Origin of the sequence: Bacillus pumilus, from assembly GCF_009937765.1 — a bacterium.
Taxonomy (GTDB): Bacteria; Bacillota; Bacilli; order Bacillales; family Bacillaceae; genus Bacillus; species Bacillus pumilus_O.
Window position 1 is genome coordinate 1,390,746 of record NZ_CP047089.1, and the last position, 23,659, is coordinate 1,414,404.

Genomic DNA, 23,659 nt, shown 5'->3' on the forward strand with positions numbered 1-23,659 from the left:
CTTCAGCTTTTTTCTGTTAAGATGCTTGTTTCTCCCGCTTTTGGGAAGCAGGAGAAGTGAAGAGAGAAAGAATGAACCCAATGACCACTCCGAAAATAGCAGGAACAACCCAACCAATACCAAGGTCATATAAAGGTAATATCGTTTGGAAGAGATCCTCCACTGGTCCAATCGGGAGTTTCGCTGCTACTAAGCCGTCAAACAAACTGACGCAGCCTGTTAAAATCAAAGTAAGGACGTAAACAGGTCTTCTTTGACCAATCCATCTATCTGCTAGCGACAAAACAATGATGACAATCGCTAGTGGGTAAATGGCAGTTAAAACTGGGACAGAGAAAGCAATAATATGAGCAAGTCCAAAATTTGAAATGATAAAACTGAATAATGTCACGAGTGTAACGACCATTTTATAAGAAAGTTTAGGTAATAAATTCGAGAAATACTCTCCGCATGATGTAACGAGACCGATACTTGTCGTTAAACAAGCCACCGTAATCGCAGCACCCAACACAATATTTCCTAAGCTGCCAAATAAGAATTGAGAAGACTGAGCCAAGATTTTACTACCATCTCCAACAAAACCAATGGCATGTGTACTTGAAGCGCCTAAATAAGCAAGAGATAGATAAACAAATGTTAATCCGCAAGCTGCAATCAGACCCGCTTTGATACAAGCAGATGTCAGTGCCTTTTTACTTGTCACACCGCGTCCTTTAATGGCGTTGATGACAACAACCCCAAACACTATAGAAGCAAGAGCATCCATGGTTTTATAGCCCTCTAAAAATCCTTTAAAAAATGATCCGTTGCTATAGGATACATCAGGTGTGCCAATAACGCCCATCGGCGTTAAAATGGCTTTGACAATAATGATAAAAATAATCGTAAATTTAATCGGTGTTAACACTTTTCCTACACGGTCTACAATCTTCGTTGGATTTAGAGCAAGATAATACGTAATACCAAAAAAGACAAGTGTGAATAAAAGAAGTGAGAGCCAAGCTGGTACACCTGCTAAAAAGGGTAATGCACCAATTTCATATGAAACCGTTCCTGTACGAGGAATAGCGAAAAGTGGCCCAATAGATAAATATAAAATGACGGTAAATGCTGTACCAAAAGCTGGGTGAGCTTTATCAGCTAATCCTTTCGCATCTCGACCTGTCAGAGCGATTGCAATAATCCCTAGAAGAGGTAAACCGACACCTGTTAATAAAAATCCGCCCATTGCTTTCCACACATTTTGCCCAGCATATTGCCCAAGCTCTGGTGGATAAATCATATTACCGGCGCCGAAGAATAGAGCAAACAGCATAAAACCTATGATAACCGTATCTTTCGTCGACAAAGTTGCCTTCATTGCATTTAAAGCCTCCATTATTATGTTGAAATATTCTGTTAATTAGTTGCTAGGTAACCGTTCATCATTAACAATCACTAATTATAAAGGATGTACGCCTGATGTCAACATGTGTTTTCGTACAAAAGTCATGAATTTTTCTATTTTAGTATATGGAGAACAATAAAAAACATCCCCCTCCAATGGAGAAGGGGATGTTTTGGCTTGCAATGATTATGAGGCAAGCTGCTTGGGCGGGCTGGTAAACATGGAAATAAGTAAACCAACTATAGCACCGATAATAGCTGGTATGATCCAGCCAATGCCTAAATCGTAAAACGGAACAATTGATTTCAAGATGCCAGGCAATCCGCCTAGATTCACTTCGGCAGCTAATAATCCATCAATGATGGCAAAGAAACCAGTAAATATGAGAGAAACGATATAAATGATTCTTCTGCCATTAATCCAGCGATCAAGGAATGACAATAAAATAATGACAATAGCTAGTGGATAGATCGTCACAAGAACTGGAACAGATAGAGAGATAATTTGTGCCAGTCCAAGGTTTGCAACCAGTGTACTAAATAAAGAAACGATCAGAACGACTGTGCGATAAGACAGGCTAGGGAAGAGCTTTGAAAAATATTCTCCACAAGATGAAATAAGTCCAACACTAGTCGTTAAACAAGCGAATAAAATGGCTGCGCCAAGAACAATGTTACCAGCGGAACCGAATAAAAAGTTGGCAGAAAGTGAAAGCAGTTTGCCTCCTTCATTTGCTCCAACCATTCCCGTCGCATCGGGGCTTGAAGCACCCACATAAGCAAGTGAAATGTAGACTAATGCTAGCCCAACAGCTGCCACGAGTCCTGCTTTAATACAAGCTGCTGCAAGAGATTTTCGTTCCGTGATGCCTCTGTCCTTAACAGCTGTCACGACGACGATTCCAAATACGATAGAAGCGAGAGCATCCATTGTTTTATAACCTTCTAAAAATCCAGTAAAGAGCGGATTTGCCTTATAGGTTGCATCAGGAGCACCGATCATTCCCATTGGCGTAGCAATGGCTTTAATGACAATAATAGCGATAACAGTTAATAAGATCGGTGTCAAAATTTTCCCAATTCGATCAACCAGCTTTGAAGGATTTAAAGCAAGCAAGTATGAAATAGTGAAAAACACTACGGTAAAGATGAATAGTGGTATCCATGAAGTGGCTTGGGTACCTGAGAGAAATGGAGCTAATCCTATCTCATATGAAACCGTACCAGTTCGCGGGATAGCGAAAAATGGCCCGATAGATAAATACAAAATCACGGTGAAGATGGTCCCGAATTTTGGATGTGCTTTATCCGCAAGGCCCTTTGCACCGGTACCTGTAAGGGCAACTGCAATCACCCCAAGAAGCGGAAGTCCTACTCCTGTGAGCAAAAATCCACCTATGGCAAGCCATACATTTTCACCCGCATATTGTCCAAGAACAGGTGGGAAAATCATATTTCCTGCGCCAAAGAATAATGCAAAAAGCATCAAACCAATGGCTAGCGTCTCTTTTATACTTAAACTATTTTTCAAAATAGTCCCTCCTTAATCAGTGTTGTGTGCCAAATTAAAATATTCTGACAATTAAAATGTTTATGTGCCATTGGCACTATGGATGATATAGTGAAAATGGAAAGTTGTCAACTGCCATTTTCAGAAAATTCTCTGTCTGACTTCATTATGGTAACATATAAATGCATTTATTTTTTAAGTTTTTTTGTAAGGAGTTACAATATGATCTATCTTGATAATAGTGCAACAACCAAGCCTTATCCAGAGGTTTTACAAGTATATCAGCAAGTGAGTGAACGTTTTTTTGGAAATCCATCATCGCTTCATCAGCTCGGAATTGATGCAAGCCGGCTGCTAAATGAAACGAGAAAACAAATGCTTCACTATACAGGCTTGAAACAATATGAGATTATTTTTACTTCTGGTGCAACAGAAGCAAATAACATTGCCATTAAAGGAGCAGCTCTCGCCAAAATGAACCGGGGGAAACATATTGTGACAACAGCAATTGAACACCCCTCTGTCACCGAATCGTTTGAACAACTAAAGGCTTTATTTGGTTTCGATATCTCCTATATCCGAGTAAATGAGCATGGCCATGCAGATATGAAACATTTAAAAGAAGTGCTTCGTCCTGATACAGTACTTGTCAGCATGATGCATGTCAATAACGAAACGGGTGCCATCCAGCCGATTGAAGAAGCTGCTGGCATGATTCGTGAGCATGCTGAAAATGCCCTATTTCATGTCGACGGGGTGCAGGGAATGTGCAGAGTAGCACTTGATAAACAGCTGGATGTGGATCTTTTGACGATATCAGGCCACAAAATTCATGGCTTAAAGGGCACAGGAGCGCTCTTTTTAAAGAAAGGTGTAGTGCTTGCCCCTTTTATCACAGGAGGAGAGCAGGAACTAGGCCTGCGTTCAGGTACAGAAAACCCTGCTGGTGCTGTCAGCCTAGCAAAAGCCATGAAACAATCATTCGAACTGCAAAAAAAACATCATAATGAAATGCTCAACTTAAAAACGCAGCTACAAAAGCAGCTTGGAGAAATAGAAGGTATTGTGATCAACACACCGCTAACGCAAAGTGCGCCGCATATTGTCAATTTTTCAGTTCCAGGTATTCAAATCGAGGTCCTTCTCCATATGCTTGAAAAAGAAGGCATATATGTCTCGACAACCTCTGCCTGCTCAGCTAAGAAAAAGGAGCCGAGCCAAGTTCTCCTAGCGATGGGGAAATCGGAAGAAGCGGCAAAAAGCAGTATGAGAATCAGTTTGACGTATGGACAAGGACCAGAGCTAGCACCGCAAATCATCACATCGATCGCACAAAGTGTGAAAAAATTAAAAGGAATGAGATAACAACATGAAATATGATCATATTTTAGTCCGTTTTGGTGAAATTTCAACGAAAGGGAAAAATAGAAAGAAATTTATTGAAAAACTAAGGCAGCATATCCGGTTTGTATTGAAAGACTTTGAAGCATTAAAATATGCATCTGATAGAGACCGCATTACGATTATGCTGAACGGAGAAGACCCTGAACCGATTTCAGAACAGCTTAAAGGTGTATTTGGCATTCAAAGCTTTAGTCTGGCGGTGAAATGTGAGACAAATCTTGATGCCATTAAAGAAGCGGCACTCACAGCGGTACAGGAAGTGTATGAACAAGGAAATACATTTAAGGTCTCAACGAAACGGTCTTATAAACAATTTGAACTTGATTCAAATGAAATGAACCGTGAAATTGGTGGACATGTGCTGAGGAATACAGAAAACTTAACGGTCAATGTCAAACAGCCGGATGTGCATTTGCGTATTGAAATAAGAGAACAGGCGACATATATTACATTTAAAGATGTCAAAGGTGCAGGCGGATTGCCGGTTGGTTCAAGCGGAAGAGCGATGCTCATGCTTTCAGGAGGCTTTGACAGCCCAGTTGCCGGCTATCAAGCGATGAAACGCGGTATTCAAATTGAGGCTGTCCATTTCTTTAGTCCCCCATATACAAGTGAACGTGCTAAGCAAAAGGTCATTGATCTGACAGAGTGCTTAGCTGCATATGGTGGCGAAATAAAACTTCACATCGTCCCTTTTACAAAAATTCAAGAGCTGATTCATAAACAAGTACCTGAAAACTATACGATGACATCAACAAGAAGAATGATGCTGAAAATTGCAGATAAAATAAGAGAGAAGCGTGATGCTCTTGCAATTATTACTGGTGAAAGCCTTGGACAAGTCGCAAGTCAAACACTTGAAAGCATGTATGCCATTAACCATGTGACCAATACACCAATCATTCGCCCGCTTATTGCGGTTGATAAGAATGATATTATTGATGAAGCGAGACGAATTGGTACTTACGAGACAAGCATTCAGCCTTTCGAGGATTGCTGCACGATCTTTACGCCGCCGTCTCCTAAAACAAAACCAAAGCTTGAGAAAGTAGAACGCTACGAAAGCTTTGCTGATTTTGAGCCAATGCTTGATGAGGCAGTGGAGCAAATCGAAACGATCATCGTCAAAAATGAGAAGAAAGCGGCAGACGAATTCGCTGATTTATTCTAAAATAAAAATTTCATAATAATTACCATAAAATCAATCGCATGAAGTCATGTGTTTCTACACATTCTATATTCACAAGGAGGTGAGAACACATGGCTCAACAAAACAGACAAAGCAGTTCTAACCAATTACTAGTACCAGGCGCTGCACAAGCAATCGACCAAATGAAGTACGAAATCGCTTCTGAATTCGGTGTAAACCTTGGTGCAGAAACAACAGCTCGCGCTAACGGATCAGTTGGTGGAGAAATCACTAAGCGTCTTGTATCTTACGCTCAACAACATATGGGTGGCGGATCTTTCTAAGACACACAATTAAAAAGCTATGGCTTAGGAGCGGGATCATTCCCGCTCTTTTCTTTTTGTACATAAAAATAGTTTGAATATTTACAAAAAAGAAGACGAATTGAAAAAATTATGGCATAATACTAGGAGTAGGTCCTAATTCAAGCATTTTTCAGTTATGAGTGTTAGAATGGGTAAATTGAAACATGTTTCGTTTCATAGAAAGAGGCTAAAAGGAGCTGTACCATGAAAAGAGAAGACTTAATTGCACCAGAACAATATAACTTAGTCAGTGAGATTGAAGCGTTCAGTCATGACAAGAAGAAAATGGCCCTGCACTGGCAGGATGGAAATGGCCACGAAGCACATGTGACATATGCAGCTTTAGTGGAAGAAGCAAATAAAATTGGTCATGTATTATTAAATGCAGGCTTTAAAAAAGGCGATAAAATCATTGTGATGGTGCCGCGCATGCTAGAGGCATACAGCATTTATTTAGCGATCTTGAAAACAGGAATGGTCGTCATTCCTTGTTCAGAAATGCTGCGTGCAAAAGATTTAGATTACCGAATTGAACATGCAGAAGCAAAGGGAGCGATCGTTTACTCTTCATTCATTCAATCGTTCGACGGAACCCAAAAACCAAACGATTTTAAAACATTCTCAATCGGTGAGAACGATCATGGTTGGACAAACATTCTCGCGCAAAAAGAAGAGCAATCAAGCGAGCTGCAAATGGCTCCAACAACACGTACTGATATGGCGTTCTTATCCTATACATCTGGTACAACAGGCAATCCGAAAGGGGTTGTTCATACACATGGCTGGGCATATGCACATTTACGCACGGCTGCCAAAGCATGGCTTTCCATTAATGAAGGGGATAAAGTATGGGCGACAGCAGGACCAGGGTGGCAAAAATGGGTGTGGAGCCCTCTCTTATCAGTGTTAGGAAGCGGGGCAGAAGGTTTTGTATACGGAGGGAAGTTCAATCCAAATACATACTTAGAACTGCTTCAAAAAAATGAAATCAATGTCCTATGCTGTACGCCGACAGAATACAGATTTATGGCGAAAGTAGATGACTTAAGTCAGTACGAGCTTCCAAAGCTACATAGTGCCGTGTCTGCGGGAGAGCCGCTCAACCGTGAAGTCATTGATACATTCAAAAAGCATTTTGATATAGAAGTACGAGACGGCTATGGCCAAACAGAAAGCACACTGCTCGTTGGGGTGCTAAAAGGAATGGATATCAAGCCTGGGAGTATGGGAAAACCAACACCTGGCAACGAAGTCGAGATCATTGATGAGGACGGCAGCGTATGCGCTCATGGAGAAGTTGGTGACATTGCGGTTCATCTCGAAACGCCGGCTTTATTTAAGGAATACTACAAAGATGAAGAGCGTACGAAGGCGCAGCGCCGCGGGAATTACTTTATTACCGGTGACCGTGCGAAAAAAGATGAAGATGGCTACTTCTGGTTTGAAAGCCGCAGAGATGATATCATCGTCAGCTCAGGCTATACCATTGGGCCGTTTGAAGTAGAAGATGCGCTGATTAAACACCCAGCAGTGAAAGAATGTGCGGTTGTGGCGAGTCCAGATGAAATCAGAGGATCCATCGTGAAGGCATATGTTGTCCTACGTGATGAATCAGCACAAAGTGATGAGCTGATCAAAGAGCTGCAAACACATGTGAAAAACACAACAGCACCTTACAAATACCCAAGAGAAATTGAATTCATTGACGAACTGCCAAAAACACCGTCAGCGAAAATCCGTCGCGTCGAGCTGAGAGAAAGAGAGCTTGCACGAAAAGGATCTTGATGAATAAACGAAAAGCGTTTGGATGAAAGCATCCAGCGCTTTTTTTATGGATCATCAATTCTGCTGGAAAAGATCATGATGTTTTATGTTAAAATGTGTTGGAATTGCTTGAAAAGGAGAATATTAGAAGATGTTCATTGCCATCGTTCATGGAATTGTGCTTGCCTTTGGCCTCATTTTACCATTGGGCGCACAAAATGTATTTGTATTTCAGCAAGGAGCACTTCAGCCGCGATTATATCAGGCTTTACCTGTCGTTATCACTGCTGCTCTTTGTGACACACTTTTAATTGCGTTAGCTGTCATTGGGGTTTCTGTTGTGGTGTTCACCATTCCGATGCTGCAAATGTGTCTTTACCTCATTGGATTTTGTTTTTTAGTATATATGGGATGGTCCGTGTGGAACACAAACTCATCAACAGGTGCTAAAGAGAAGCAGGAATTCATGCCTGAGAGAAAACAAATTCTTTTTGCCTGTTCAGTTTCACTTTTAAATCCCCACGCCATTCTCGATACCATTGGCGTGATTGGCACAAATTCGCTTCAATATAACGGGGCAGAAAAATGGGCGTTTACCCTCGCTTGTATCATCGTGTCCTGGTTATGGTTTATTGGGCTCGCTCTTTTAGGGAAGATGCTAGGGAAGTTAGATACAAACGGGAAGTGGATGAACCGTATCAATAAAGCTTCAGCAGTCATGATTTGGCTTGTCGCGTTATACATTGGGTATCAATTGATTGTATAAAAGTACATAAGAGAAAAAAGAGAGAAGCGTTTGGGCTTAAAAGTCCTGCGCTTTTTTGTGTATTGAAAAGGCTATTTAGCTAGTGTCAGTATGATCTCAATAGGAAGATCACACATTCAATTGCCTAGAGGAAATGATAAGTCATAGGATATATGCTACATTATCTCTAGTCGGGGCTATTGGTAAAAAAATCTATTACAGTATTTTCCTTGAAAAGTGGGAACGAGTCCTTTAAAAAGATACAAAATGATAAAGTAGCAGAAAAACGCATAAAAAAGGCAAAAAGAAGCTCTCAATTTTTACAGGCAAAAGAATTAGTCGAAAAGCAAGGTTATCTATGAAATGGAGAAAGTGCAGTAGTTCATTTGAACGCTGCTAAAACGGATGTTGTTTATTTTTATCTGAAAAAGAAGGAGACAGATCATCAGCTATTAAATAATGTTTCATTCATTGCCGTTTCACTAGGTCAAATAAAAGCCCACTATATTCAACTTGCAGAATACGATGAGAAAGGGAATTTGAACTCATATTTCTTTCAAAATGGAAAAATGAAAAATAAGTTCCATATCAACCAAAAAGGGGAGTTTTTAAAAGGATCTTTTACCTATGGTGAAAATGATGCAAAGCAAGATATGATGGAATTAAATAAGAAAATTTTCCAGATGGATGAATCGGAAATTCAAACGAGTTTTAATTGGAACAAGTTTTGGAATTGCTTAAAAAAGAAAAGCGGCCCGAATGAATCTCTTCCGCTGCGTTCAATGGTTCTAGGAGCTTGTTATTATATTTGTTTTACGGGACCCGCTAGCTGTATAGCATGTGCAGTGATTAATGGAGGGATATCTGCAGGATTAGCCGGTTATTGTGTAAAAAAAGTTTGGTGAATGGGGGGTTTTTAGAATGGTTCATAAAGAACAGCGCAAGGGAGTAGTTCTTGCAATTTTTGATACGTTGACATTTGGTATACCAGTGTTGCTATGGAATTTATATAAGAATACAAGCACCACATTGAAATTCATGATCCCGATCATTCCCATTGTTGGTCTCATTACGTATCTTTTAGCATCTCTTGATTAATAAAATAAAATATCCTTTGCATGAGCGATACGCTCATGCTTTTTTAGGTTCTTTTTTGAAAATCGTTTGATTTAAAAGGCGGAGAGCTTGAATGATATCATCCATTTGTTCTATATCGGAGGAAGATAGGCTGTCTAATAGCACCCCTTCGATATGCTGGAAGGCTTCATTCATACAAGCACGGCCTTTGTCAGACAGCTTAATGACATGTTTTCGTTTGTCATCACGGTCTTCTTCTCTATCAATGAATTGTTTCTCGTGCAGTTTTTTCAGTTCTCTACTGACATTCGGAAGAGACATGTGCTGACAGTCGGCAATTTCACTTGGCGTAAGCGGCTCGCTGACAGCTAGTTGCTCTAGTATTAAGTATTGTAAGGTTGTTAGGTTAGCTGGTTTGACTTTGTTCATCAGGGCGTGCTTCAGCTCTGAAAAAGTAGAAGCGAATGCGACGAATTCCTTGAAGAAATGGGGATGTTTCATGTTTATCACCTCCTACGTAACATACCAAAATTATTATCAAAAAACAATTATCATTTGACAACTATTTAATGGGGGTATATCATTTGGTTATCAATTGATAACAAAAGGAGATCATACATGAATGTACTCATTATTTATACTCACCCCCATCACAATAGTTTAAATGGTGCTTTTTTAAAAGAAATCATGAAAGGCACTGAAGAGAATCCACTAGTTCATGAAGTGAAAATCATTGATTTATACAAAGAAGAATTTGATCCTGTGCTGGTTTTTAATCAAGAGAAAAAAAGACGTGACATGCATAAGGACCCTGACATTCGGGTGTATCAGGAGAAGATCAAATGGGCGGACAAAATCGTGTTCGTATATCCTATTTGGTGGGGAAGACCTCCAGCCATGCTGCTTGGTTTTATTGATCGCATGTTTGCTGCGAATTTTGCTTATCGTCAAACAGGCGGGCTGCTTCCCGAAGGACTGTTAAAAGGAAAAAGTGCTGTTTGTGTATCGACGATGCAAGGGCCAACCAACTATCCTTTGTTCTTTTTGCAAAATGCACACAAGATGTTAATGAAACGAGCCCTCTTACAATATGTCGGAATCAAACCTGTGAAGTTCTTTGAGTTCGGCATGATGGAAAGCCCAAAAGGAAAACATGACGTCAAATTAAAACGAATCTACAGCTATTTTAGAAATATCAGCAAATAAACCAATTAGTGAGTCACTTTTCTTCTAATTTGATCCTTTTATGTTCTAAAATGACAGTGAGGGTGGGAGAACTCTTCCTCGTCATTTGAAAAGGGGGATATGGATGAAGAAAACATTGTTTAAAGATGCGGCGATTTTAACACTTGATCCAACTGTAGGTTTTTTAGAAAAAGGAGATTTATTAATTGAAGGGACACACATTTTAGAGGTCGGATCTTTCATTGAAGCAAATGAGGCTGACATTGTCGATGCGTCCGATATGGTGATCATGCCGGGGCTTGTGGATACACATCGCCATGTGTGGCAGTCAGTCATCAGAGGCATAGGCACAGATTGGTCTTTGCAGACATATTTGAGCAAAATCTATTATGGGAACTATGGTGCGATGAGACGCCCCTCTGATGATCGGATCGCGAATTATTTAGGGGCATTAGAGGCTTTAGATGCAGGAGTGACCACGTTTTTAGACTGGACGATGATCAATTCACTGGATCATACAGAAGAGCTCATCGGAGGATTAAAGGATGCTGGCATTCGAGCTGTTTTTGCTTTCGGTACCTCTGGAGATGCTGAGTATTGGGATAGGGAGAGCACGCTCACCAATATGGAGGATGCAGCACGCGTGAAAAAAGCACATTTTCAATCATCAGATCAGCTTTTGACAATGGGGCTTGCGATTCGTGGGCCAGAATTTTCTTCATGGGAAACTTCAGTATTTGAAATCGAAACAGCCCGGTCTCTAGATGCTCTATGCAGTATGCATATTGGTTTTGGGAACTGGGGTGCGGAGGATCGTTCGATTGAGCGGCTTCACAAAGCAGGGTTACTTGGGCCTGACCTTAACATGGTGCATATCAATGCAATCGATGCAGATCAAATGAAGATGCTGGCAGACAGCGGAAGCTCCATATCCATTACACCTGAAATTGAAATGATGATGGGTCACGGTTATCCAGTGACAGGACTTGCGATTGAACAAGGTGTTCTTCCAACGCTTGGTGTAGACGTGGTCACGGCGACAGGCGGAGATTTATTTGCTCAAATGAAGTTCGGGCTTCAGGCAGAGCGCGCGCTCCAAAATCAATCATTGCTCATGGAGGGAATCATGCCGGGGCCTGACCTTGGAATTTCTGCTCAACAAATGCTTGAAGCTGCGACGATCAATGGGGCTCGTGCATTACAGCTTGATCATAAAATTGGCTCGCTCACACCTGGAAAAGAAGCTGATTTCATCCTAATCGACCGGACAAGCATGAATCTTCTGCCGATGACAGATCCGGCTGGAGCGGTTGTCCAAACGGCACACCCTTCAAATGTTGACTCTGTTTATGTGGCTGGAAAAGCAGTAAAACGAAACGGAAAGCTTGTCGATGTGAATCTAGAAGAGGTCAAACGGAAAGCTTATGCGGCAAGAGATCATATTCTATCGCACAAGTTTGAATCAACGCCATCATAAACAAACAATCCCCATAGGTAGCTGCCTATGGGGATGAGATTACAAGGATTCTTTAATGACCTTTTTATAATATTGGACAGAAAGGAAGCCGAAGATAGAATATAACACTGTATAAATCGACATGACGATGAGCATTGGTGTCCACAGTTCACCGCCGAATAAAAACCAGCCTGACTGTACTGCAAAGTAGCTGTGAAGCAACCCGACAATGAGTGGAATCCCAAAGTTAAATAGCTGTTTGAGCCGAATACCTTTTAATAGATCCTTCTCAGTAAAACCAAGCTTACGCAAGATCGTGTAAGAGCTTTGTTCTTCTTCACTTTCATTCATCTGCTTGAAGTATAAAATACAGCCTGATGTGACAAGGAAGCTGAGACCTAAAAATCCGACGACAAACATCATCAGTCCTATTGTTTGCTTTTGCTGCTGAGCTGAAGCCAATTGAGACATGCTTTTGTCACCTAGTTTTAAAGAGGTAAACACATCATTCGCTTGTTCAAGGTTTTGATCATCTTTTATATTGACTGCGTGATATTGATTATGCTCAACCTGAAGTTTAGGATCTTTCTGCTGGTCAAGCTGTTCAAAGACACTTTCACTGACGACAGCAACAGGTAGACCACCAAACGTGAAGTTGTAAGAGATGAGATAATCTTTCTTCATATCAATGACCTTTAAGTCAAGGGGTTTCTTGATAAGTAGTTTCACATCACCTGAGTTTTGAATCGGCATGAATTTCTTCAATAAATCACTGTAGCCGCTTAAGATGACTTCGTTGCTTTTTACATGAATATTTGGTGCGTTTTTCTCACTGATCACAGGTAGAGTTAAGACACCTGGGTCATTATTCATATTTTTTATCTCTGAATCCATGATCTTCTTTGCGTCAAACTTCGCTTGAATGACTTTGAATTGTTTTGTTTCATACGCAATATGTTTGTCAGAAAGTGCACGAGTGAAGGTATTGACTTCTTTCTCTGATCCCATAACGAAATGTGATGGGATCTGTTGTTCAGCGGTTTTTTCTGCTGAGTAATAAGAAATGTAGCTTAAAGATAACAACCCGATAGCCAGTGCAGATACCGTTGTAATAATCGTTAAAAGCAGTGCGTTTGATTTTAACCGGAACATAATAGATGACAGAGACAGGACTTCATGAATGGCGAGATAGCCATTTTTTCTTTTACGTACGATATTGGCAATGAAGGAAACAGAGCCTTTATAGAAAAGAAAGGTACCGATAATGACAGAGCCAAGAATATAAATCATCGCTAAAAGTAATGCAAGCATGGACGTATATGAGCCGGTAAAAAGCTTAGAGGAAATATAATAGCCTGAACTAATCAAGACAATACCGAAAACCCCAATGATGATCTCAAACACAGAGATTTTTTTCACACGCTGCTCTGTGGATGACGTGGATCTAAACAAAGATAAAATCGTCTGTCTATTAATAAACCATCGATTTCTTAACATGATTAATCCATAGATGATGAAAAAGACGATCAGTGTCTGCAAAAGGGCCATGCCTGAAAAATGCAGGTTGGCGATGGCGTTCACGCCGGTTACTTTAAATAGCACCATCAGCATGAGTTTTGAACCGATAAAACCAGCTATGATACCAACAGCCATTGAGAACACGTATAGGATAAAGTTTTCTGCATTGAGCAGTTTGGCAATTTTTTGTTTCGTCATGCCAATGAGCTGGAGGAGACCTATTTCTCTCCCTCTTCGTTTAATAAAAATGCTGTTCGCATATAACAAGAAGATCCCAACAATGGCAATGAGTAGTACTGAAGCGGCTTTGATCGACGCACCGCCCTTAATGGACCCCTTTACATCATCAAGTGCTGGTGAGTACTGCAAGGTGACAAAAGAAAAGTAGAGCGCCACACTAAACACGAGAGCAAACACATACAAATAGTAATTCTTCAAATTTTTCTTCAAGTTACGAAGAATGAGCTGATTAATGTTCATGCTTCACACCACCTAAAACACCTTGCGTTTTCATAATATCCTCGAAAAACATCTTTCTTTCTAAAGCACCTTTATTCAGCTGAGTATAGATTTGGCCGTCCTTGATAAAAATGACACGTCTTGAATAGCTGGCTGCGACAGGGTCATGTGTCACCATGACAATGGTCGCTTTTCGTTTGCGATTGAAATCTTGTAGCTTATTGAGTAAATCAGAGGCAGATTTGGAATCAAGCGCTCCGGTAGGTTCATCCGCGAAAATAAGACTCGGTTCATGAATGAAGGCACGAACCGCTGATGTCCGTTGTTTTTGTCCACCAGAGAGCTCATTCGGATATTTGTCTCTTAGTTCATAAATGCCCATGTCCTCCGCAAGCTGTTGAAAACGTTCGAAAGCTTCTTTCTTTGGCGTTTTGGAGATGGACAATGGCAAGAGGATGTTCTCTTTGACCGTGAGTGTATCAAGTAAGTTATAATCCTGAAAAACAAAGCCAAGCTGCTTTTTTCTGAATTCTGCAAGCTGCTGATCCTTCATTTGTGTCATCTCAGCATCTGCGATACGAATGGATCCGCTAGACACATGATCAATAGAGGACAATACGTTCAGAAGGGTTGTTTTCCCTGAGCCTGATGGACCCATGATGCTGACGAATTCTCCAGCTTCAATCGTCAAGTCAATGCCACTCAGCACCTCTTGTTTGTTGAATTTATTGCCGTAGCTTTTATATATTTTGCGAGCTTCTAAAATGTTCATTTGTTGATCCCCTTTTCTATTTAATTGATATCTCTAGTATAAAAAGAAGCCCGCCGCACTTCCTTCGATTTGGCGAACAAAACAGACGAGCATGTGACATTGTTGTCACATGCTCGCAATATGCACAAAATCATTCTTTTTCGGAAAGATGAAGGTGAAGGTTGTGCCTTGATCTATCGTGGAGTTGACCTCGATCTTGATATGAAGAGCGTCTGCTCCTTTTTTCGTTAAATAAAGCCCCATTCCTGTTGAGGCGGTGTCATTGTGGTGTCTCGTTGAGGTAAAGCCTTTTTCAAAAATACGAGACAGATCTCTTGGGTCTATTCCTCTGCCTTGATCTGTGATCGTCAGCATCACTTGGTCATTGATGTGCTTGCTTTCAATGGCAATATCAGACGAATGACTATACTTGACTGCATTTGTGAGCACCTGTCTGATTATAAAGGATAACCATTTTGCATCACTTAATACGTGACGTTCTTCTAGCGTGAGTTCAAACCCGATTCCTTTTTGCATGCACCATGATTGGAGCGCTTTGATTTCCTTTGCTAGGATACTTTGCAGGTCCAGCTGTTCAATAAATAAATCATTTTCGATATGACGTATTCTGCTTCGGTGCAACTGGGCGTCGAGTAATAAATGGATTCTGAGCCATTCGTATGTCATATTCGATTTCAGTGGCTGCTCTGTTAAGCGGTCAATCATCAAGTGCATCGCTGTGAGAGGTGTTTTCACTTCATGTATCCATGAGAGCAATTCATCCTTCTCTTCTTCAAGGGCGATTTGTTGTTCTGCCGCCATCTTCCGGTAGCGGTCAATTTGCTCAGACGTCGCATCATGTACAAGCTGTTCAAATGGGGAAGATGGCGTGAGCCGCATTTGATGATCAATATGATCATCCCATTCTTTCAGACGCTCATAATACGCCGTTTCTTTACGGTATCGGAAAAAGAGAAAGACGATCATGAAAAACGTAGATAATAACACAATATAAAAAAGAGACGCCATTGGAATGGTCGTATCCAAAAAAGCAACAAACAGAATGAGGAGCTGCAAACTAAGAAAGAACAGAATCCAGCTTCTTCGTTCCTTTAAAAATGCTTGCAGCATCATTGATCATCCTTTTCTTTTGCAAGGTAGCCTTGGCCCACTTTTGTCTCAATGTAGGTGCCAAGAGAGATCTCATCTAGTTTTTTTCTAAGGCGATTGACGTTCACAGTAAGTGTATTGTCACTGACAAATCGTTCATCCTCCCACAGTGCTTGAATGAGCGATTCCCGGCTGACAATATGATTTTTATGTTGAATCAATTCCTTAAGAATAAACAGTTCATTTTTCGTTAATTCCACTTCACCGTGATCATTTGTAACGGTGTTTTTTTCTAGATCAATTGTAGCGCCGCACCATACCTTTAAGCTGGCAGGTTCTGCATTATAATCATGTACTCTGCGAAGAACGGCACTGACTTTGGCAATGAGCACGTCAAAGTGAAACGGCTTTTGTACAAAATCATCGGCGCCGAGCTGCATTGACATGACCATATCAGCAGGATGGTCACGAGAGGAGAGGAAGATGATCGGTACATTTGAATGATGCCGAATCATTCGGCACCAGTGAAAACCATCGTATTTTGGAAGCTGTATATCAATAATGACGAGATCAGGCTGAACAGAAGTGAATTCCTGCATCACCTGTTGAAAATCGTGAATCCCATAAACATCATAGGACCAGTTCACGAGACGTTCTTTGATTTCTTGGAAGAGGGTTGTATCGTCCTCAATCAGTAGAATTTTAAACAAAACCAGCACCACACTTTTTGTATTCGCTTGTATGTAATTGTAGCGGAAAAAAGGCGCTGCCGCTAGAAGCAGACAAGAAAAAAGCAAGGGAAGGGCTCCCTTGCTTTAGTTTATTTACCTAAAAAGTGCTTTTTAAAGAATGATAGTTGATATTCGAGTGTGAGTGGATCATTAAAATAGAATTCTTCTGCATTTGCCACATACACACGATGTTTTTTCACAGCTGGGATGGACTTGTAAATTTCACTGTTTTGATAGGAATTGTCCATTTCGCTGTTTTTACTAATGATCATATAGTCTCCAGCAAATTCAGGAATGACCTCCTGTGAAACGGCATAGTAGCCAGCTTTTAATGCCTTTTCTTTTACTTTTTCAGGCATTTTTAGTTTCATTGCTTGGTAAAGAATTTCTGTGCCACGGCCCCATGCATCACCAAACACGTAAAGATCTTTTGTGCCGCTTTCAAAGACTGAAACCGTTGCATCTTTACCGATTTTGGCTTTAATTTCTTTTCCAGCTTCAGCAGCGCGTTCTTTAAAATCTTTTACCCATGCTTTGGCTTCTTTTTCTTTGTTTAATACTTTTCCAATTTCAATATGTTGCTGAAGGTAATCGACTTTGTTATACGTAAACAAGACAGTTGGTGCGATTTTTTTCAGTTTTTCTACATTTTTTGTATTGCTTAAGCCAATGATGACATCAGGCTTTAACTTCATGATTTTTTCGACATTGGCATCCGATACTTCTTCCACATTTTTTAGTTCCTTCTGGAAGCGAGGGTTCTTTTTTGACCAAGAGTCGACGCCGACCAGCTTCACACCAAGTGACATGACATTACCAGTGTAAGAGCCAAGTACAACGACACGTTTTGGATGGGCTGGCAGCTTCACAGGGCCATTTTCAGATTCATATGTAATCTTGTCTGATGATGTGGATTGATTTCCTTTATTTGAGGAAGAGCTGCTGCTATTGCCACATGCGCTCAATGCAAGTACAAAGATGAGCATCAGAGGGAACAATATTTTCTTCATGAATGTAGACTCCTTTGAAATCGGCACATTCGCCGGTATTTGATTGTATGAGTGATAATGATAATTATTATCACTTGAATATCATATCATAGAAGTGTAGTCTATTGTCAATTACATTTTGATCGTTGGTGATAAAAAATAGGAGGGGAAATTTTTAATAGAAAAAAAGATCAAGGCAGCATGTGTCCTGATCTTTTTTCTTATTTAAACCAGCCTTTTTCTTTTGAACGTGTAATGGCTTCAATGCGGTTTTTCACTTCTAGCTTATCTAAAATAATCGAAATGTAGTTTCGAACAGTGCCGCTTTTAATGCTGAGTTCTTTCGCAATTTCTTTTGTGTTTTTGCCGTCTGCGACGAGCTCAAGGACTGATTTCTCTCGTTCTGTTAAAGGATTTTCGTCACTATATAAGTCTTCCATTAATTCAGGGGCGTACACCTTTTTCCCTTTCATCACACTGCGAATGGCACTTGCCAGATCTTCACTTGGACTATCTTTCAGCATATAGCCGCTGACGCCAGCTTTAAGCGCCCTTTGGAAATAGCCAGAGCGGGCAAAGGTCGTTAAAATGATGATTTTTACATCAGTTCCTTTGAGCTCTTCCGCTGCATCAAGTCCCGTTTTTCCTGGCATTTCAATATCCATTAAGCAAATATCAACAGGGTGTTTTTCGGCAAAATCAATGGCGTCCTGACCGTTCGTACCTTTTCCAACAACCGTCATATCGTCTTCTAAATCAAGAAGTGAACCGAGTGCACCGAGCAGCATTTGCTGATCTTCTGCGATAAAGATGTTGATCATTTCATCCCCTCCTTGTCTTTTGCTGCTGAATCATTTGGAATGCTCATGATTAGCTTTGTCCCGTCCTTTGTCTCAATACGCAGGCGTCCATTTGCAAATTCCAATCTTTCTCTAATGCCTAAAAGACCGTGACCCTTCGTTTGAGAGGGGGGATAATCGCCTTTAAATGTTCCATCATCCTCGACAGTGATAATAGCTTCCTTTGATTTTTGATGAATCGTGATTTTGCAGATGGTCGCATCACTATGTTTGACGACATTTGTCACAGCCTCTTTGATGCACATGCTGACAATGTTTTCGTTAAGAAGAGAGATGTGTTTTGGCGCTTCCTTTTCATCATAGATCAATTCAATTCCGGCCGCTTCGAGAATTTGCTCAATGTTCGACATTTCATCCTTGATGCGTATGCCCTTCATAGAGGAAACAATCTTCCGCACTTCATTGAGAGATGTTCTGGCGGTCTGCTGGACGCTTTTCAGCTCAGCACGAGCCTGCTCAGGATCTTTATAGACGAGTTTGCGGGCAAGATCACTTTTTAAACCGATAAGAGAAAGCTTTTGTCCAAGGGTGTCATGCAGATCACGTGCGATGCGCTGCCTTTCTTCAAGCTTTACAAGATCGGCGATCCGTTCATTGGCATTTTCTAATTTCTCTTCAAGGCGTTCACGTTCTTTTCGGCTTCGAATGCTGAGAGGAAGGAGAATGGCACTAATAAGTGTGATCACAACAAAAGGAATTTGTGTGAGAAACCAGCCCTTTTTTAAAATCAAGCTAAAGTTCACGGCTACGGCGGCGCTCCCTAGATGAATATAGTATAAAATATAAAAAGGGACTTTTCTTTTAATGTGCCCATTGAAATAGGCGATGCAAAAAGCGAAATAAATGTAGCTGTAGAGCATCACATAGCCAGTCGAAATCGCAATCAATAAAAGACCGAAGACATATAAAGACCAGCCTTTTGCGACAAAGGCAAAACGATACACTCCGAAAAAAACCACGTTTAAAATAATGCCAATGACAATACCTAAAGTCGTAGGCGTCTTTAAGATAAAATAGAAGGGCAGGATGAAAAAAATGGCCCATATATAGGGAGAAATCCCATGCAATTTTTGAATTTTAAACTGTTTTTTCATCCGTGTGCCACCTTTTCCGTTTTCGTTCTTTTTCCTTACTTTATCAAATTCAACTTATGGTTGCATCCTGTAAATGACAACAAGCTCCTTCTAGTGAAAGAAAGAGCTTGCACCAATTATGCATTTTTCTTTAGAATGTCTCCTTTAATGACAGGTGCGGGCATCTTCTTAGATTGCCGTGCTTCTTTAAAGGTAACGAATGCTTTCGTGTCTTCATCCCAAAGTCTAAATTTCATTGATTCAATACTTGTTTTTAAAGTGATGGTTGGTACATTTTGAAGTGGCTCACTATGATCATGTGCATGCTCTAAGTGATAATTCGGCACCCTCGGACTTAAATGATGGACATGGTGATAACCGATATTGCCTGTTAACCATTGAAGAAGCTTCGGTAATTTGTAAAAAGAACTGCCTTCTACAGCTGCCTGCACATAATTCCAATGCTCATCTGCTTCAAAGTAAGAATCCTCAAACGTATGCTGTACATAAAATAGCCATACACCGATTGATCCTGAGATCAAGAAGATGGGACCTTGGACAAGCAGGAACTCCTGCCAGCCAAAAATAAGACACGTTGCAGCTGCTAGTGCAATGATGCTCACGTTTGTGAAATACGTGTTCCAGCGCTCTTTTTTACGAGCATTTTTGACGTTGAAACGGTTTTTTAAGAGAAAGACAAAGATCGGTCCTAAAATAAACATCACAAAAGGATTACGATAAAATCTGTAGCGGAATTTCGTCCAAGCTGATGCTTCTTGATATTCTTTGACTGTCAAAAGCCAAATGTCGCCAGTACCTCGTTTGTCTAAATTACTGCTTGTGGCATGGTGAATTGAATGATCTCTTTGCCATTGAAGATAAGGGAAAAGGGTGAGTACGCCCGTTACAAATCCGAACAGGTGATTCAGCGGCTTCTGTTTAAAAAAGGATTGATGGCAGCAGTCGTGAAAAATAATAAAGACACGTACTAAAAAACCAGCTGCAATAACCGCAAAGAAGAGGGTTAAAAGATAGGAGATGTTCAGGCTATAATAGGCAAGAAACCAAAGCCCTAAAAATGGAATGAATGTATTAAAGAGTTGAATGATACTTTTTTTTGAATTAGCACCAGAGAATTGGCCAACTTGTTTTCTTAAAGTGGCTTGCTGCTGTGTGTTTGTTGAAGTCGTCATGAACGTTCAAGTCCTTTCCGTTTCTTTCTACTTCAAAGTATAGAAGGAAAGGTGTCATGCTCATAGTAGCACCCATCATGTATTCAATATGACATTTGTCATGTTGGACGCAGAAAAGGCTGATGCTTCAAGCGGTGTAAGCTTATTTAATTTAAATAAAAAAGTAAAGGCGCTTAGCCTTCACTTTTTATGAACGTGCTTCATGAACTTTTAACTGCTTGCCTTTAATGGTTGTGTGGCGCATGGCGTTCAGCACAAGAGGGCCTTTGCCGTTAAGAATATCGACGTATGTTTTCGTATCTTGGATGGTAATAATTCCAATGTCATCAAAGGCAACGCCGTCTATTTTGGCAATGGTCCCAACGAAATCAACAGCCCGCAGCTTCTTTTTCTTCCCGCCGTTAAAATAAAGCTTCATTATATCTTTTTCAACGCCTGCCTGTTTATTTTCCTTTTGAATCGGCGTTTCAATCTTTGCTTCAAAGCGTTCGACATGCTGCTCTGCGTCTTCCTTTGTTGGGTATGGCTGCGTCTTGAAATCAATACCTGCTTCCTCTTTTAATTCATCAATCAGAGGCTTTGCATTTCTTGTCATAAATGCAATGGTTTTTCCGCTTTTTCCCGCTCTGCCTGTTCTTCCTGTTCTGTGAATATAGCGCTCTTTTTCATAGGGGAGATCATAATGAATCACATGTGTCATATCACTGACATCAATACCCCGGGCTGCTATATCGGTTGCAATCAAATAACGGAACTCACCGTTTTTGAATTCATCCATGACAGCGAAGCGGTCTTCCTGTCTCATGCCTCCATGAATTTTGTCACAGGGCACATCCCACTCATCAAGCTTCATTGTGAGTTCGTTCACTCGGTCCTGTGTATTACAGAAAATAATGCAGCTATCTGGATTTTCAATCACGATCGTACGCTGAAGAAGAGAGAATTTCGCTTCTTCCTCCGTTTCAATCACGGTGTGGGTGATTTGTGGCACAGACGTTTCTTCCCGTGCAATTTCAATCACTTTTGGTGATTGTAGAAACTGTTCACTTAATTTCTTCATCTCATCAGACATGGTCGCTGAAAACAGCATTGACATGCGCTTTGGCGGCAGATACTGAATAATAGAAGAGACTTGATCAATAAATCCCATGTTCAGCATTTCATCCGCTTCATCTAACACGAAAAATTTAAGGTTTTCTAAGGAAAGAGTACCTTTCTCAAGGTGATCCAAGACTCGTCCAGGTGTTCCGCATACAATGTGGTTTTTTTGTGCAAGCTCTATTTTTTGGGCTTGAAAAGGGGCTTTTCCAAAAATGGCTGCGGCTTTGATTCGTTTCAATCGTCCAAGGCTTGTAAGGTCCTGTTTGACCTGCATGGCGAGTTCTCGCGTTGGAACGAGGATGAGGGCTTGAGGTTTATTTTCAGCCCAATCAACCATTTCACAAATCGGCAGGCCATAGGCTGCCGTCTTGCCACTACCAGTCTGAGATTTGACGATTAGATCCTGCTTTGAAAAAGCAACGGATAATGTCTCATGCTGAACAGGTGTAGGTGTATGGAAGTGAAGTGCTTTTAGCGCTTGTTTTAAATCATCACTTAATGGATATTGATCAAATTGTTGTAATGTCATCGAGTTCTCCTTTTCGTACATTCATACTTGTGACATCATACCATAATCATGACCGTGAATGAAAAGACATGAAAAAAAGCCCCATAAAGGAGCTTTCAGCGTGTAGACAAACCCTCGCATTCGGTGTCAGTTTTGCGCTCCGGTACTCACGAATGGCAAATTCGCTCCGTTCCGGTGCTCACTCTTCCTAGACTTCAAAGGTTTTCTATCACGCTGAAAAGAAAACAAAAGCCCCATAAAGGAGCTTTTGATTAAAGGAATCTGCGTTTTACTTTTTCCCAGTAGGAGTTGTCTTTTAATTTCACTGTTTTAATGACTTTTCCTGAAAGGCCAATGTCGATTTGTTTGACGTGTTTTGTGCCAAGCGCTTCGTTATCAAGCCCGATAATCGGATGGTCGTTTCCGTCTTGCACAACCTTCAGCGTTAGCTTGCGATCACTGCTTAAGATGAAAGGCGCCCCGAGTGTACGGTACGAGTTGTTGTTTAGCGATGCAAGCTCTGTAACTTGCATACATGGAAGCATCGGATCAACCACGGCACCGTTTACCGATTTATTGTAGGCTGTTGAGCCAGTCGGAGTAGAAATAATCATTCCGTCTCCTCTAAATGTTTCAAAGTGGAAATCATCTATATACACATCGATCACAAATGTTTTAATGATGCTTGAGCGGATCGACAGTTCATTTAAGCAATGGAACTGGTTGGTACTGTCAACGCTTACATCGATGATCGGGTATTTTCTCACTTCAATCTGTTCAGTGTTCATGGCATCAATCATTTTATCAAAATGTTCTAATGAAAAATCGCAGTATAGATGCGAATTCTCTGTTTTTGATACCCCTACATATAAGCAGTCATCCCGGAAGTTCGTTTTACGGACTGCTTGAAGAAATGTGCCATCTCCGCCAATTGAAGCAATAATATGGGCATCCTCTGCACGCTTGACGACTTGAAAGCCTTGATCGGTAGCGAGCTTCTCCAGAGAAGAAATGTGTCCATCCAATTCATGATCTTTTTTGTAAAAGAAAAATACATTGCGACGATTGTCTGTCATTGACGTTCTCCCCTTCGTTGTCAAAAGTAGATTTAGAGTAATAAAGGGCTTACATATGAAGCCTTGCTCACATTTTACACTTTTTTCATATGAAAGTAAAAACATTAGAAAAACCTTCATGATGGTGGCATTCATTTTTAGAAATGAGTCAATGTAAGGGATTTGAAAAGGGCAGAATTTGAGCATAATTGAATAGCTGTTTTCTCATGAAAGAGTGGTTTAGGTGTTTCGTTGTGGTGAAGCTCTAGCCTATTAGGTGCAGAGAGAGG

General features: G+C 40.7%; 22 protein-coding genes. 9 read left to right on the forward strand and 13 right to left on the reverse strand.

The features are described 5' to 3' along the window. Window positions 1–16: 16 nt before the first annotated feature. Window positions 17–1,360 (reverse strand): branched-chain amino acid transport system II carrier protein, encoded by a 1,344-nt coding sequence (gene brnQ, locus GPS65_RS06745; protein ID WP_119125232.1) that lies wholly within the window; start codon window positions 1,358–1,360, stop codon window positions 17–19. Between the two features lie 213 nt (window positions 1,361–1,573). Beyond that, complete coding sequence (brnQ, locus tag GPS65_RS06750) at window positions 1,574–2,917, reverse strand: branched-chain amino acid transport system II carrier protein (protein ID WP_012010898.1); 1,344 nt, start codon at window positions 2,915–2,917, stop codon at window positions 1,574–1,576. Window positions 2,918–3,118: 201 nt separating this feature from the next. Here brnQ (GPS65_RS06750) and GPS65_RS06755 point away from each other — a divergent pair, with 201 nt between their 5' ends. The 7 genes from GPS65_RS06755 (at window position 3,119) to GPS65_RS19280 (ending at window position 9,401) form a co-directional block, all read left to right on the forward strand. Further along, window positions 3,119–4,261: a cysteine desulfurase family protein gene (locus tag GPS65_RS06755; protein WP_119125231.1), complete on the forward strand. Its 1,143-nt coding sequence runs from the start codon at window positions 3,119–3,121 to the stop codon at window positions 4,259–4,261. Window positions 4,262–4,265: 4 nt separating this feature from the next. Next, window positions 4,266–5,471 carry a tRNA uracil 4-sulfurtransferase ThiI gene (thiI, locus tag GPS65_RS06760; RefSeq protein ID WP_088003606.1) on the forward strand — a complete coding sequence of 402 codons (1,206 nt, stop codon included), beginning with the start codon at window positions 4,266–4,268 and terminating at the stop codon, window positions 5,469–5,471. 89 nt (window positions 5,472–5,560) lie between these two features. Further along, window positions 5,561–5,773, forward strand: a complete 213-nt coding sequence (locus GPS65_RS06765) for an alpha/beta-type small acid-soluble spore protein (protein ID WP_012010896.1) — start codon at window positions 5,561–5,563, stop codon at window positions 5,771–5,773. Window positions 5,774–5,998: 225 nt separating this feature from the next. After that, complete coding sequence (gene mbcS / locus GPS65_RS06770; protein ID WP_119125230.1) at window positions 5,999–7,579, forward strand: acyl-CoA synthetase MbcS; 1,581 nt, start codon at window positions 5,999–6,001, stop codon at window positions 7,577–7,579. A gap of 130 nt (window positions 7,580–7,709) precedes the next feature. Further along, the gene (locus GPS65_RS06775; protein ID WP_119125229.1) at window positions 7,710–8,324 is read left to right on the forward strand and encodes a LysE/ArgO family amino acid transporter; all 615 of its coding nucleotides are present in this window, start codon (window positions 7,710–7,712) and stop codon (window positions 8,322–8,324) included. 365 nt (window positions 8,325–8,689) lie between these two features. Then, entirely contained in the window at window positions 8,690–9,208 is a 519-nt protein-coding gene (locus GPS65_RS06780) for a hypothetical protein (protein ID WP_119125228.1), read from the forward strand. 16 nt (window positions 9,209–9,224) lie between these two features. Then, window positions 9,225–9,401: a hypothetical protein gene (locus tag GPS65_RS19280; protein WP_186312731.1), complete on the forward strand. Its 177-nt coding sequence runs from the start codon at window positions 9,225–9,227 to the stop codon at window positions 9,399–9,401. Between the two features lie 33 nt (window positions 9,402–9,434). Here GPS65_RS19280 and GPS65_RS06785 read toward each other — a convergent pair whose 3' ends face one another. Next, complete coding sequence (locus GPS65_RS06785) at window positions 9,435–9,881, reverse strand: MarR family winged helix-turn-helix transcriptional regulator (protein ID WP_088003614.1); 447 nt, start codon at window positions 9,879–9,881, stop codon at window positions 9,435–9,437. A 117-nt stretch (window positions 9,882–9,998) separates the two neighbouring features. Between GPS65_RS06785 and GPS65_RS06790 the strand changes: the two genes are divergently transcribed. Further along, entirely contained in the window at window positions 9,999–10,586 is a 588-nt protein-coding gene (locus tag GPS65_RS06790) for an NAD(P)H-dependent oxidoreductase (protein ID WP_119125227.1), read from the forward strand. Window positions 10,587–10,689: 103 nt separating this feature from the next. After that, window positions 10,690–12,042 (forward strand): amidohydrolase family protein, encoded by a 1,353-nt coding sequence (locus GPS65_RS06795; protein ID WP_119125226.1) that lies wholly within the window; start codon window positions 10,690–10,692, stop codon window positions 12,040–12,042. A gap of 39 nt (window positions 12,043–12,081) precedes the next feature. On the opposite strand, the gene GPS65_RS06800 is transcribed toward GPS65_RS06795, so the two are convergent. The 10 genes from GPS65_RS06800 to GPS65_RS06845 all read right to left on the reverse strand — a co-directional run bounded on the left by GPS65_RS06800 (window position 12,082) and on the right by GPS65_RS06845 (window position 23,390). Beyond that, window positions 12,082–14,019 carry an ABC transporter permease gene (locus GPS65_RS06800; RefSeq protein ID WP_119125225.1) on the reverse strand — a complete coding sequence of 646 codons (1,938 nt, stop codon included), beginning with the start codon at window positions 14,017–14,019 and terminating at the stop codon, window positions 12,082–12,084. Then, window positions 14,009–14,770: an ABC transporter ATP-binding protein gene (locus GPS65_RS06805; protein WP_012010889.1), complete on the reverse strand. Its 762-nt coding sequence runs from the start codon at window positions 14,768–14,770 to the stop codon at window positions 14,009–14,011. The genes GPS65_RS06800 and GPS65_RS06805 overlap by 11 nt, the downstream gene beginning before the upstream one ends. 105 nt (window positions 14,771–14,875) lie before the next feature. Then, window positions 14,876–15,880 carry a sensor histidine kinase gene (locus tag GPS65_RS06810; RefSeq protein ID WP_012010888.1) on the reverse strand — a complete coding sequence of 335 codons (1,005 nt, stop codon included), beginning with the start codon at window positions 15,878–15,880 and terminating at the stop codon, window positions 14,876–14,878. Next, window positions 15,880–16,569, reverse strand: a complete 690-nt coding sequence (locus tag GPS65_RS06815) for a response regulator transcription factor (RefSeq protein WP_148660152.1) — start codon at window positions 16,567–16,569, stop codon at window positions 15,880–15,882. The genes GPS65_RS06810 and GPS65_RS06815 overlap by 1 nt, the downstream gene beginning before the upstream one ends. A 110-nt stretch (window positions 16,570–16,679) precedes the next feature. After that, the gene (locus GPS65_RS06820) at window positions 16,680–17,600 is read right to left on the reverse strand and encodes an iron-hydroxamate ABC transporter substrate-binding protein (protein ID WP_119125223.1); all 921 of its coding nucleotides are present in this window, start codon (window positions 17,598–17,600) and stop codon (window positions 16,680–16,682) included. A 200-nt stretch (window positions 17,601–17,800) separates the two neighbouring features. Beyond that, on the reverse strand, window positions 17,801–18,400 hold the full coding sequence (locus GPS65_RS06825) for a response regulator transcription factor (RefSeq protein WP_012010885.1): 600 nt from the start codon (window positions 18,398–18,400) through the stop codon (window positions 17,801–17,803). After that, window positions 18,397–19,533: a sensor histidine kinase gene (locus GPS65_RS06830; RefSeq protein ID WP_012010884.1), complete on the reverse strand. Its 1,137-nt coding sequence runs from the start codon at window positions 19,531–19,533 to the stop codon at window positions 18,397–18,399. Before GPS65_RS06830 ends, GPS65_RS06825 begins: the two co-directional genes overlap by 4 nt. 116 nt (window positions 19,534–19,649) lie before the next feature. After that, a complete protein-coding gene (gene desA, locus GPS65_RS06835; RefSeq protein WP_012010883.1) occupies window positions 19,650–20,705 on the reverse strand; it encodes a Delta(5) desaturase DesA in 1,056 nt (351 codons plus the stop codon). Window positions 20,706–20,892: 187 nt separating this feature from the next. Continuing rightward, window positions 20,893–22,335 carry a DEAD/DEAH box helicase gene (locus GPS65_RS06840; RefSeq protein WP_119125222.1) on the reverse strand — a complete coding sequence of 481 codons (1,443 nt, stop codon included), beginning with the start codon at window positions 22,333–22,335 and terminating at the stop codon, window positions 20,893–20,895. A gap of 251 nt (window positions 22,336–22,586) precedes the next feature. Next, a complete protein-coding gene (locus GPS65_RS06845) occupies window positions 22,587–23,390 on the reverse strand; it encodes an NAD kinase (RefSeq protein WP_003216672.1) in 804 nt (267 codons plus the stop codon). Between the last annotated feature and the right edge of the window lie 269 nt (window positions 23,391–23,659).